At 58.8% G+C, this 12,188-nt stretch carries 13 protein-coding genes and 1 tRNA gene; 10 read left to right on the top strand and 4 right to left on the bottom strand.

Features of this window, described 5'->3' with window-relative positions; genetic code table 11:
* Positions 1–6: 6 nt before the first annotated feature.
* Positions 7–567: a glycine cleavage system transcriptional repressor gene (locus ACYP2Q_RS24050; RefSeq protein WP_008055980.1), complete on the bottom strand. Its 561-nt coding sequence runs from the start codon at positions 565–567 to the stop codon at positions 7–9.
* A gap of 330 nt (positions 568–897) precedes the next feature.
* Between ACYP2Q_RS24050 and dapA the strand changes: the two genes are divergently transcribed.
* From dapA to ACYP2Q_RS24020, 6 genes are all read left to right on the top strand, one after another.
* Entirely contained in the window at positions 898–1,776 is an 879-nt protein-coding gene (dapA, locus tag ACYP2Q_RS24045) for a 4-hydroxy-tetrahydrodipicolinate synthase (RefSeq protein WP_459732765.1), read from the top strand.
* Between the two features lie 17 nt (positions 1,777–1,793).
* Positions 1,794–2,909 carry an outer membrane protein assembly factor BamC gene (gene bamC / locus ACYP2Q_RS24040; RefSeq protein WP_459732764.1) on the top strand — a complete coding sequence of 372 codons (1,116 nt, stop codon included), beginning with the start codon at positions 1,794–1,796 and terminating at the stop codon, positions 2,907–2,909.
* Positions 2,910–2,913: 4 nt separating this feature from the next.
* Positions 2,914–3,672, top strand: coding sequence for an MBL fold metallo-hydrolase (locus ACYP2Q_RS24035; RefSeq protein ID WP_459732763.1), 759 nt, complete (start codon positions 2,914–2,916; stop codon positions 3,670–3,672).
* A 28-nt stretch (positions 3,673–3,700) separates the two neighbouring features.
* Positions 3,701–4,414, top strand: coding sequence for a phosphoribosylaminoimidazolesuccinocarboxamide synthase (gene purC, locus ACYP2Q_RS24030; RefSeq protein WP_046816763.1), 714 nt, complete (start codon positions 3,701–3,703; stop codon positions 4,412–4,414).
* Between the two features lie 84 nt (positions 4,415–4,498).
* Positions 4,499–4,588: transfer RNA gene (locus tag ACYP2Q_RS24025), tRNA-Ser, on the top strand.
* Between the two features lie 371 nt (positions 4,589–4,959).
* Complete coding sequence (locus tag ACYP2Q_RS24020) at positions 4,960–5,388, top strand: hypothetical protein (protein WP_459732762.1); 429 nt, start codon at positions 4,960–4,962, stop codon at positions 5,386–5,388.
* 76 nt (positions 5,389–5,464) lie between these two features.
* On the opposite strand, the gene ACYP2Q_RS24015 is transcribed toward ACYP2Q_RS24020, so the two are convergent.
* Entirely contained in the window at positions 5,465–5,671 is a 207-nt protein-coding gene (locus ACYP2Q_RS24015) for a hypothetical protein (RefSeq protein ID WP_459732761.1), read from the bottom strand.
* Positions 5,672–5,917: 246 nt separating this feature from the next.
* Here ACYP2Q_RS24015 and ACYP2Q_RS24010 point away from each other — a divergent pair, with 246 nt between their 5' ends.
* A complete protein-coding gene (locus ACYP2Q_RS24010; protein WP_459732760.1) occupies positions 5,918–6,844 on the top strand; it encodes a LysR family transcriptional regulator in 927 nt (308 codons plus the stop codon).
* 58 nt (positions 6,845–6,902) lie between these two features.
* A complete protein-coding gene (locus ACYP2Q_RS24005; RefSeq protein WP_459732759.1) occupies positions 6,903–7,268 on the top strand; it encodes a 5-carboxymethyl-2-hydroxymuconate Delta-isomerase in 366 nt (121 codons plus the stop codon).
* A gap of 3 nt (positions 7,269–7,271) precedes the next feature.
* Here ACYP2Q_RS24005 and ACYP2Q_RS24000 read toward each other — a convergent pair whose 3' ends face one another.
* Both ACYP2Q_RS24000 and ACYP2Q_RS23995 read right to left on the bottom strand, forming a co-directional pair.
* On the bottom strand, positions 7,272–8,207 hold the full coding sequence (locus tag ACYP2Q_RS24000) for a LysR family transcriptional regulator (RefSeq protein ID WP_459732758.1): 936 nt from the start codon (positions 8,205–8,207) through the stop codon (positions 7,272–7,274).
* Between the two features lie 93 nt (positions 8,208–8,300).
* A complete protein-coding gene (locus ACYP2Q_RS23995) occupies positions 8,301–9,479 on the bottom strand; it encodes a cyanate transporter (RefSeq protein ID WP_459732757.1) in 1,179 nt (392 codons plus the stop codon).
* 319 nt (positions 9,480–9,798) lie between these two features.
* Here ACYP2Q_RS23995 and ACYP2Q_RS23990 point away from each other — a divergent pair, with 319 nt between their 5' ends.
* Positions 9,799–11,448, top strand: coding sequence for a phosphoethanolamine transferase (locus ACYP2Q_RS23990; protein WP_459732756.1), 1,650 nt, complete (start codon positions 9,799–9,801; stop codon positions 11,446–11,448).
* A 65-nt stretch (positions 11,449–11,513) separates the two neighbouring features.
* Positions 11,514–12,176: a class I SAM-dependent methyltransferase gene (locus ACYP2Q_RS23985; RefSeq protein WP_459732755.1), complete on the top strand. Its 663-nt coding sequence runs from the start codon at positions 11,514–11,516 to the stop codon at positions 12,174–12,176.
* The last annotated feature ends 12 nt before the right edge of the window (positions 12,177–12,188 follow it).

The raw sequence follows: 12,188 nt of genomic DNA, 5'->3' as shown, positions 1-12,188 counted from the left end.
GCTTCCTTACATTGGGTTCTGTGGACGCCACGGTTCGATCAGGGCATCGAGGTTCAGCGCGTCGGCGAAGTCCAGGAACTGGTCGCGCAACCAGCTGATCTGCACACCGGCCGGCAAGGTCACGGTAAACGTGGCATTGAGCATGGTGCCGCCGGTCTGTGGCGCCTGATAGGTGTCACAGGTCAGGTTTTCCAGTTCGACGTTGTGGTCCATGAAGAACTGGCACAGCTCGTTGATGATGTCCGAGCGGTAGGCCGAGCTGACATAAGCCACGTAGGGCAGCGCCTGGGGACGGTTCTCCAGGGCGGCGCTGCGCACCACGTTGACGGTGAAGGCATGTCGTTTTGCCAGGGTCGGCAGGCTGCCTTCCAGGCGAGCCAGGGCGTCCCAGCTGCCGGAGATTTCGAGGACCAGCGCACTGCACTCGCCATGACGGGTCAGGCGGGAGGTGACCACGGCGCAGCGGTTTTCATGGCTGGCGCGGCACAGGACGTTAGTCAGCTCCATGGGGTTGGCGCCGAGGGCACTGATGACAAGGAATTGTTCGCGAACTGTGGGGGTGGACATGCAGCATTCCTAAAGCGATGAGCGGTCGGTACTTCTATCGGCTGGTTTTGCCGGGAGCGAACCTGCGGATACGAATTCTCAAAACCCCGGGCACAAGGTCGCAACGTGGCTCCAGAGTGGCAGGAGCGGGGGTGGCAACCCTGTATCGGGGGCTTGTGAGGTCGAAAATGGAGGCGCAAACCCGAAATACGAGCTTAGCAGTATCGATCAAAGTCTGAAGGGTAGCGAAAAGCGGCGCCAAGGGGAATGGCGGCAGCGCAGTACTTCGCTTGTACAAGCATCTTGGCGCCAGTACCATTACGGCTCTCTTTTTCCGGCAGGAGCGGTTGCATGATTGCGGGCAGTATGGTGGCACTGGTCACACCCATGGATGCACAAGGTCGTCTCGACTGGGACAGCCTGAGCAAACTGGTGGACTTTCACCTGCAAAACGGCACCCACGCCATCGTGGCGGTCGGCACTACAGGTGAATCGGCCACCCTTGATGTGAGCGAACACATCGAAGTGATCCGTCGCGTAGTCAAGCAGGTCAACGGTCGCATTCCGGTCATCGCCGGCACAGGCGCCAACTCGACTCGCGAGGCGATCGAGCTGACCACCAACGCAAAGACTGCCGGCGCCGATGCTTGCCTGCTGGTCACGCCGTACTACAACAAGCCGACCCAGGAAGGCCTGTACCAGCACTTCAAGGCGATCGCCGAAGCCGTCGACATCCCGCAGATCCTCTACAACGTGCCAGGCCGCACCGCCTGCGACATGCTGGCCGAGACCGTGATCCGCCTGTCGAGCGTCAAGAACATCATCGGTATCAAGGAAGCCACCGGCGACCTTCAGCGCGCCAAGACCATCATCGACGGCGTCGACAGCAACTTCCTGGTGATCTCCGGTGACGACGCTACCGCGGTCGAGCTGATCCTGCTGGGCGGCAAGGGCAACATTTCGGTGACCGCCAACGTTGCCCCGCGTGACATGGCCGACCTGTGCATTGCCGCGCTGAACGGCGAAGCCGAGAAGGCGCGCGCCATTCACCAAAAACTGATGCCACTCAATAAAACCCTGTTTATCGAGTCCAATCCAATTCCCGTGAAATGGGCGCTGCATGAAATGGGCTTGATGCCGGACGGAATCCGTCTGCCGCTCACCTGGCTCAGCGCCGAATGTCACGAACCGCTGCGGCAGGCCATGCGCCAGTCCGGCGTCCTGGTTTAATTGAGGAAGTACAACGCATGAAGCGAATGGCCGGACTTTCCGCGCTTGCCTTGATCATCTCCAGCACCAGTGGCTGTGGATGGGTCTGGGGCCCGGATGGTTATTTCCGTGACCGTGGTAGCGACTACCTGGAAGCGCAACAGACTGCACCGATGCAATTGCCGCCGGACATCACCACTGCCAAGCGCCTGGATCCGCTATTGCCGATTCCGCGCAACGTCGCCGACGACACCGCCAAGGGCGAATACGTCGTGCCTCGGCCGCAGCCATTGACGGCCGCAGCCGATGCCAGTGCCTACTCGCTGCAAAAGAGCGGCGATACGCGTTCGATCCTGGCGCAGAACCCGCCAGCGGAAGCGTGGCCCGTGGCCGTTCAGTTCTTCCAGGACAACGGGTTCCGCCTGGACGAACAGCGTCCGCAAACCGGTGAATTCACCACCACCTGGCAGCATTCCGACGAACTGTCCGCCGCCATGGCCAAGCGCCTGAGCGCAGCGGGCATCGCTTCTGACAGCGAAATCCGTGCCCGGGTACGTATCGAGCCGGGTGTGCAACGCAATACCAGTGAAATCTATGTGGTTACCGCCGAGCGTCCTGCCGGCAGCACTGCCGACGTCGCCTTCACTAACCGTTCGGTTAACACTGGCCTGGACGCGGCGCTGGTCGACGACATGCTGGCGAGCATGAGCCGCATCTCCGAGAAGGGCGGTTCGGTGTCCATGCTGGCTTCCCGCGATTTCGACGCGCCAAGCCGCATCAGCCTGAGCGAAGACGGCAGCGGCAACCCGGTGCTGAACGTCGGTACCGACCTGGATCGTGCCTGGTCGAGCGTCGGCCGTGCGCTGGAGCAGGGCGAATGGCGTGTTGAAGACATCAACCGCAGCCTGGGCCTGTACTACATCAACCTCGCTGAAAAAGCCGAGAAGAAAGACGACAAGCCCGGGTTCTTCAGCAGCCTGTTCGGCAGTGCGCCGAGCAAGGAAGAAGTCGAGTCCCGTGCCGAGCGTTATCAGGTTCGCCTGAGCAAGGTCGGCGACAGCGTCCAGGTCACCGTCGAGAAAAACATCAACACCGTGGCGCCGGCTGACGTGGCGCGCAAAGTGTTGAGCGTGATTCAGGACAATCTGGGCTGATCACATGCGTTTTGCCGTTCTCGGCAGCGGTAGCCAAGGGAATGGCACGCTGATAGCCAGCGCTGATACGTATGTGCTGGTGGATTGTGGTTTCTCCCTGCGGGAAACCGAAAAACGCTTGCTGCGCCTGGGTGTAGACCCTGCTCAGCTGAGCGCGATACTCGTGACCCACGAACATGCCGACCACGTGCATGGCGTGGGTTTGCTGTCTCGGCGCTACAATCTGCCTGTCTACCTCAGTCGCGGCACCCTGCGCGGGATGCGCAAACCGGTCGAACCCGCGGGCTTCCTGGCCGGTGGCGACCAACTGCAGATCGGCAACTTGAGCATTGGTGTCATTGCCGTGGCCCACGATGCGCAGGAGCCGACGCAATACGTTTTCGGTGACGGTGAGCGGCGCTTCGGCCTGTTGACCGACCTGGGCTCGTATTGCGACAAGGTGCTGGACGGCTATCGCGACCTCGATGCATTGATGATCGAGGCCAACCATTGCCGGGACATGCTGGCTCGCGGTCATTACCCGTACTTTCTCAAGCAGCGGGTGGGCGGTGAGCTGGGACATTTGAACAACCATCAGGCGGCATTCCTGGTGTCCGAGTTGGGCTGGAAAGACCTGCAACACCTGGTCCTGGCCCATCTGAGCAGCAAGAACAACCTGCCGCGGCTGGCCCGGCAATGTTTTGTCGACACCCTCGGGTGCGACCCGGACTGGCTGCAACTGGCCGATCAAGATTCAGGGCTCGACTGGCGACACATCGCCTAGCCCACCTACTTAGCAAGCGGAGCCCATCATGGAAAAACGTGAAGAACTCTACCGCGGCAAAGCCAAATCGGTTTACAAGACCGACGACGCCAACCGCTTGATCCTGCTGTTTCGCAACGACACTTCGGCGTTCGACGGCAAGCGCATCGAACAACTCGACCGCAAAGGCATGGTGAACAACAAGTTCAACGCCTTCATCATGCAGAAACTCGAAGCTGCCGGCGTGCCGACCCAGTTCGACAAACTGCTGGGCGACAACGAGTGCCTGGTGAAGAAGCTCGACATGATCCCGGTCGAGTGCGTCGTGCGTAACTACGCCGCCGGCAGCCTGGTCAAGCGCCTGGGCGTTGAAGAAGGCATGAAGCTCAACCCTTACACCTTCGAACTGTTCCTCAAGGACGACGCCAAGGGCGACCCGTTCATCAACGAATCCCACGTCGTGGCATTCGGCTGGGGCACTGCCGAGCAACTGGCGCGCATGAAGGAACTGTCGCTCAAGGTCAACGAAGTCCTGAGCAAGCTGTTCGACGACGCCGGCCTGCTGCTGGTCGACTTCAAACTGGAATTCGGCGTGTTCCACGATGGCTCCATCGTCCTGGGCGACGAGTTCAGCCCGGACGGCTGCCGCCTGTGGGACAAGGCCACCAAGAAGAAAATGGACAAGGACCGCTTCCGCCAGGGCCTCGGTGACGTCATCGAAGCCTACGAAGAAGTCGCCAATCGTCTGGGCGTACCGCTTTAATCGACGCAAGCATCTGATAGCACAGAAAAAATTTGCGAAAGAGGGTTTGCTTTCGGCAAAAGTGTTGATATGATGCGCGCCGTTGGAGAGATGCCAGAGTGGCCGAATGGGACGGATTCGAAATCCGTTGTACCTTCACCGGTACCTAGGGTTCGAATCCCTATCTCTCCGCCATTACATGGAAAAAGCCCCGCAGCTGAAAAGCTGCGGGGCTTTTTCGTTTTTGGTGTCTGCGGGTTACGCAGGGCGAGTCAATGGCCCCTGTTGGCCCGTCCCCCCCGTTGTACTGCCGACCGATTTACCAATTGGCAGTGTCCTGCATTGTTTCAAATCGATAATCGATGTTTCATTCCGCTGTCCGCCGAATAGCGCAGTCGATGTTTATTGTTTTCACGAAAGACCTTGTTTCAAAAGTCTAAAATAAACTTGGATAATAAAGTTAATAATTGATGGTTAGTGCGCGACAAATAAGCGGTTGAGCACTAAGTTGCAGAATATTCCTACGCAATAATTAATGATTTCCTACAAATACAAAGAGGTCAACTATGCTCAGGAGCATTGCCGCTGCCATCGTATTCGTTTCCGCTCCCGCGTGGGCTGCCCAGGCCCCGGCGGTCTTTACCGGTACCGATTACAGTGGGCGCTATGAATGTACGGGCAAGGATAGCCATATTGGTGGCTTTAAAGGGGTTGTCGACATGACACTCAATGCCGAACAGAGTGCCGGGAAGTATGGCGCTTATAACTTTGTGCTGACGCTGGAGGACAAGTCCAGGTATGACGGGTTCGCTGCGGGCACCTCCGACTCTCTGGCCGTGTATTTCGCGCATACCGATCCGTCGTTGAAAGATTATGGGGTCGGTGTTGCACAGGTTGTTTCAACGCTAGAGGGGAAAGTGTCGTTCACCAAATATTATTATGGTCCTGAATACAGTGGTGGCGGTCACGGTATGGAGCACTGCGTTAAAAGCTGAGTTGATCAAGCAAGTCGGTGATCTGTTACCCGGTGAAGCTGCTCGTCAAGAGCAGCTTCCTGTTGCCCGGGCAGTCTTACGGCTGTGAGTGGCCCAGTTTTCTCTTGATCAGGTCGTAGACGTCCTTGTGGGTTGAGTTGTGCAGGGATTTGTCCTTGCAGGCCGTTGCCAGGAAGTTTTTCACTTCGTCCTTGGCGTGAGGATAAAGACCGGCGACGTAGTCGGCTTCATGCACCTGGGTGCAGTTGAAGTGCTTGTCGTCTTTCGCTTTGTCTCTAGCCATTGAAAATCTCCTTTTGTGTTCGAAAGTTGTGGCGCGTCCGCGCCGGTTTTGCCCGAGGCTTCCTGAGCTTAGGGGCGCGGGGTTGTACCGCCAGGGCTGCGACGAAATCAGGAAGGGGCTGTAGGACCCGGCGCGTGAGCCTTTTGGCATTAAACAAAAATCGCCCAAGGCATTTGTTCAGCCGCGTAGACGCAGATTGTTACAACTCCCTAAACTGTCGATAGTTTTAGAGCGCGGGGTCAATGGATGAATCGCAACGAACTACGCAAGGCCGACATCAACCTGATGGTGGTATTCGAGACACTGATGCTCGAACGCAACGTCACCAAGGTGGCGAAGAAGCTGTTTCTCGGTCAGCCGACCATCAGTTCGGCGCTCAACCGCTTGCGGACCATGTTCAACGATCCGTTGTTCATCCGCGTCGGCCATCGCATGGAGCCGACGGCGCGGGCTGAAGAGATCTTTCGGCATCTGTCGCCGGCGCTGGATTCGTTGTCGGTGGCGTTGAGCCTGACCCATGATTTCGACCCGAGCAGCAGCACCATGACCTTTCGCATCGGGATGTCGGACGATGTCGAGTTCGGCCTGTTGCCGCCGTTGCTGCGGGCTTTACGCCGGGAAGCGCCGAAGGTGGTGTTCGTGGTGCAGAACGTTGATTACTGGCGCATTCCCGACTTGCTGGCGTCTGGCGACATCACGGTCGGTGTCAGCCAGACCCGCGGTCTGCCCGCCAACGCCAAGCGCAAGTTGTTGCGGCACATCCGTCCCAGCGTTTTACGCGCCGATGCCAGCGATACGCCGCTGACGGTCGATGAGTACTGCTCGCGACCTCATGTACTGGTGTCGCATATTGCCAACGTCAGTGGTTTCGCTGATGAGTGGCTGTCAGCAATCGGCCGCACGCGCCAGGTGGTGCTCTCGGTGCCGCAATACAGCTCGTTGCCGGCCTTGCTCGCCGGTACCGACCTGATTGCCAGCCTGCCGGATTACACGGCAGAGGCCATGGCGGCGTCCGGTCAGGTGTTCATGGAGCCATTTCCGTTCAGCACGCCGACCCTCGAATTGTCCATGGTCTGGCTCAGCCACGTCGACAGCGACCCTGCCGAGCGCTGGTTGCGCTCACGACTCGAAGCCTTCATGGGCGAGCGCAATCTGTTGTCGCTGCCCCAGTGAGCAAGACAGCGCCGTGTTATACCTATGAACTTTTCCACCGACCTACAGGAGTTACGCCATGCCTCACCTGCACCTGGAATACACCGCCAACCTGCCTGACCTGAACGCCGATGTGGCATTGATGCGTCTGAACAACACGCTGGTGGGATCCGGTCAGTTCGGTGCCGAATTCGACATCAAGAGTCGCGCGGTGAAGGTCCAAACGTTCAAGGTCGGCACGGCTTTGGCCGAGCGGGCGTTCGTGCATGTGAAACTGGCCGTGCTGAGCGGTCGCTCCGCGGAGATCAAGAAGCAGCTGTCCGACAGCCTGCTGGCCGTGGTCAAGGATCTGTGCGAATGGCCGACGGGGGTGGAGGTGCAGTTGTGCGTGGAGATTCTCGACATCGATCGAGAATCCTATGCCAAGACCACCGTCGGTGCCTGAATTTCAGGCCATATCCAGTTCGGCGCAAGCCTCGATTACTTCCTCACGTAACCAGATGTTGGCGCTGTCCTGATCGGCGCCCTGGCTCCACTGCATGTCCAGGGTGAATCCCGGCAAGCCATTGGGCGCTTCGCAACGCTCGAAGACGGTGTCATCGGCCAGCAATCGCTGGATACGCCGGGGCAGGGTGAGGATGAAGTCGGTGCCGCTGATCATCTTCAGGGCTGCGCCGTAGCTATTGGCCCGTGCGACGATCTGGCGTTGTCGGGTTTGCTGCGCCAACCAGCCGTCGACCATGTTGCTGGTGGATGTCCAGGGGGTTGGGAACACGTGCCGGCGCTCGATGAAGGTTTGCAGGCTCAGGCGTGGTTGCGACGGGGCGTTGCGTTTGTCGAGTACGCAGACGAAATCGTCTTCCAGCAGCGTGCGCACATTGAAGTCGGCGTGGCTTCGATGAAAGTCCGGACCGAAACCTATCGCCAGATCCAGGCTGCCCTCACGCAGTGCCTGGGCCGGGATGTCGGTTTCAAGCTTATGGACATTGACCACCACCGCAAGCTCGGCGAGCGCGAAGCGCTTCAACAGGCGCGGCAAAACCAGCTGCTCGAAGTATTCCGGGGCGCAGAGGTTGAAAACCGTCGGTTGTAGGGTCGGATCGAACGCCGACGCACTGGCGTGGCACAGGTTGATGCTGTCGAGGATCTTCAGCATGAGGGGGTACATGCTGCCGGCCTTGTAGGTGGGGCGCATCCCGGTGCGGGTATTGATGAACAATTCGTCTTCAAACCCGGCGCGCAGTTTTTTCAGGCAGTAGCTCACGGTGGACTGGCTGACGCACAGCGTCTCGGAAACGCCGGAGACGCTGTTTTGCTCATACACGGCGACGAACACCATCAAGTCCTGCATGTCGAGCTTTCGTAGCACGTTGCTGTTCAGCATCCTTTCTGGCTCATGTGCAAACTTGAGCGAATGATCCTATAGCAATGCAAGCAACAGGAAAATGTTGCACAGGCATTCGAAGGGGGCTGCGGGTTAGTGCATGTGCCTGGCGTAATGCCGTGGATCGAAGCGCAAGGCCATCAGGATCATCAGGGCCATGACTCCGATAAGTGACCACCAGGCCCATTCGAAACTGCCGAGCTGATCACGGATCATCCCGGCCACCAGCGGCGAGAGGCCGGCGATCAGGTAGCCAATGCCTTGCACGAATGCCGTGAGCCCACCCGCTTGCCGAGGCTCGTCCAGATGATCCAGTGACACGATCAGGCTCATCGGGAACAACCCGCCGATTCCCAGCCCCAACAGGCACGGCCACAGGAGGCTGAGGTTGACAGGGCTGAGAATCAGCCCGCAAAAACCGACCATGATCAGCGCCAGCAACACCACCAGCACCAGGCGCCGATCGCGGCTGCGGTTGGCGATGGCCGGAACCAGCAGGCCGGACAACACCTCCATGGCGGTCAGGAAGCCCAGCAGCAACCCGGCGTCCTGTTCACTCCAGCCCTTTTCCACGTAGTACGGCGCCAGCCAGGCCAGCACGCAGGTGTAGGACGCCGTGCCCAGGCCGAAAAACGCCGCGAGCAGCCAGGCGCGGGGATGGCGGAAGAACGAGCGGTGGCTGGTTGAACCCGGCGTCGGTGCCCCCACGCGTTGACTGCACCAGAACAACAGCGCGAGCACGGCCAGCACCGCCCAGATGGCCAGGCCCATGCGCCAACTGCCTGTACGGATCATCACCAGTGGGGCGAAAGAGGCGGCAATGGCGGCACCACCCATGATCGACGTGACGTAGAGGCCCATGCACAACGCCACGTTGTCGCTGAAGCGGGATTTGATCAGCGTCGGCATCAGCGCCTGGATCAGCGCGATACCGATGCCGGCCAATACGGCACTGAAGATCAGTTCCAGCGCCGAATCGAGGAACAATCGCGATGCAGTGGCCAGGCCGATGACCAGCAGCGACAGCACCACCGTGCGGCGCTCGCCGAGGCGTTGGCTGATCGCCAGTCCAAAGAACATCGCCAGCCCCATGGTCATGACCGGCAGCAGGGTCAGCAGCGAGGCGAGACTGAAACTCAGCGGGATGTCGCCGCGAATCGCCGACAGCAAAGGACCGACCGCGGCCATGGAGGGCCGCAGGTTCAGGGCGACCAGCAGGATGCTGGCCATCAACCACAGGGCAGGGCGGGAGGTAACGCGAATGTTTTCCATGATCGGACCTTGATAAATCAGCGGCCGATTAGGCGCCTGTGGTTCTCGGGCGGCAAATCAGAAAGTCCGGGGCAGTATCGGGAAATTAAATACGGCTGCGATGAGCCCCCTTGAGATGTTCGGACTTTTAATCTTGCTGAACCAGAGCTGAACCATTCTCAAATAAGCAGAAAGTTTTATCGAGTGTGAGGAAGGCAACTAATCGTTGGCTTCTTTTTCACGAAAAATTGATGCTCGGCTGCCTAGAGTTAGTGTTGCCGCGATAAATGAAATTTTCACATTTGTCGACGGCACTTCTTTTCAGGAATAGCCAACCACCATGTTGAAGATTAAAGCCGTGCGCCCGGAGTGGGTGACACTGATCGCCAGCGCCTTTTTATTGACTGCCTTCAATTTTGTCTTGTGGCAGCACCTCTTCGATATCACCACAGCTGACGGTAAAGGCATCGTCATGCGCGTGGCCTTCGGGGCGATGATCCTCGCGGCCTTTAATATTATCCTGACCTTGCTGGCGTTCCGGCCGGTGCTGAAACCCGTGCTGACCCTGCTGTTCATGATCAGTGCAGGCGTCGCTTATTTCATGGCGCAATATGGTGCCTTGATCGACGTTGGCATGTTGCGCAACTTCGCTCAAACCAATGCCACGGAAGTGCGCGACTTACTGTCTTTGAAGTTGCTGGCTTACATTGTTTTCCTTGGAGTGCTGCCGTCCTGGTTATTGTGGAAAACGCCGGTTAGTTATCGCCGCTGGCACCGTGAGTTGTTAAGCAAGGCACTTGTGACGTTTGCCTCGGTGGCGGTCATTGGTGGTGTTGCGCTGGTTAACTATCAGGGCCTGTCTTCGCTGTTTCGCAATCACCACGAACTGCGCTTGATGGTGGTTCCGAGCAACTACATTGGTGCCTCCGCCGGTTACTTGCGCGAGCAGGTCGCATCAGCACGCCAGCCCTTTGTCAAAGTCGGTGAAGATGCGCAGCGCAACCCTGCCTGGGAAACCCATGGTCGCAAGTCGCTGACGGTCCTGGTGGTGGGTGAGAGCGCCCGGGCGGAGAACTTCGGTGTTCTGGGCTACAACCGCGACACCACACCGATGCTGGAAAAGGAAGCCGGGCTGATCGCGTTTACCGACGTGAAGTCATGCGGCACGGAAACCGCGGTGTCGGTGCCCTGCATGTTCTCCAACATGGGGCGCAAGGATTACAACGCGAGCAAGGCCAAGAACGAAGAAGGCCTGCTGGATGTGCTCAAGCGTGCCGGCCTCGACGTGATCTGGCGTGACAACCAGTCGGGCTGCAAGGGGACCTGCGATCGCGTCACCCTCGACGACCTCAGCAACCTGAAAGACCCGGTGCTGTGCGCCAACAGTGAATGTCGCGACGAAATCCTCCTGCAAGGCCTGCAACATTTCATCGATAACCTGGATAAGGACACTGTTTTGGTGTTGCACCAGATGGGCAGTCACGGTCCGGAGTACTACAAACGTTATCCGAAGGAATTCGAACGCTTTACGCCGGTCTGCAAGAGTAATGCACTGAACAACTGCAGCCGCGAAAGCATCATCAATGGCTACGACAACACGCTGGTGTACACCGACCATGTGCTGTCGACCCTGATCGATCTGTTGCGCAGCAACCAGGATAAAGTCGATACCGCGATGCTTTATCTGTCGGACCACGGTGAATCCCTGGGCGAATACAACCTGTTCCTCCATGGCACGCCCTACATGCTGGCCCCGGATCAACAGAAGCACGTGGCGATGCTGGCCTGGTTCTCCGACAGCTATCAGAAGTCGTTCTCGGTGGACACCCATTGCCTGCAACTGAGTCGTGAAAAGCCCTTGAGCCAGGACAACCTGTTCCATTCGATGCTGGGGCTGCTGGAGGTCAACAGCAAGGTTTATAACCAGGACCTGGATATGTTTGCCGGGTGCCGCAGAGCGGCAATCGATGGCGTACTGGCTAAGGATTGAGTGTTGTGCCAGCTATTCATGCAACGGCCTGCGGCCGGCAAATCCACGCTCAAGAGCCCTAGACCATGTCTGCCCAGTCCCCCTCCGCCATCGAGCTCGAGTTCACCCGGCAATATGACCAGGAGCATGCCCGCGTCTGCCTGCAGCCGCGCGCTCAAGGCCTGGGCCAGCGCCTCGCGTTCTGGCGCGACGAGCAAATGGTGCGCCGGGCGCTCAAGGTCGCTGGCGAACCGGGCTTGATTCTCGATGTGGCTTGCGGTGTCGGGCGCTTCTGGTCGGTGCTGGGCGAGCGGGCGAACCGGGTGATTCTCGCGACGGACCCCTCCCAGGGAATTCTCGAACATGCCCGGACCCACCACTCGCAGAGCCTGATGCAGCGAGTCAGGACCTTTCAAAGCTCGGCCTTCAACATTGGCTTGTCGGAAAATGCGGTTGACTGCATTTTTTGCATGCAGCTGTTTCAGTACATTGCCAGTCCCGAGCTTCGTCTGGCGATGTTGGGCGAGTTTTGCCGGGTCAGTCGCGATACGGTGATCGTGGCAGTGCGGGTGGGTGGCCGTCTCAAGGGCGGGCGCACCGACGTACGGGGGCCTGCACCCCGACCGCTGGTCAGCAAGGCCCAGGTAGAAGCTGAATTCAAGGAAGCAGGATTGCGCGTCCTCAGCCATCAGGATTTTCTGCCCGGTTGCGCACCAAGGCGGGTTTACGTGCTGGGTAAGGTCGGTTAGGTCGTGTTTGTC

The organism is Pseudomonas sp. MHK4, from assembly GCF_054600775.1.
The sequence above is the reverse complement of the archived record's forward strand: the minus strand, read 5'-3'. Positions and strand labels throughout refer to the sequence as shown.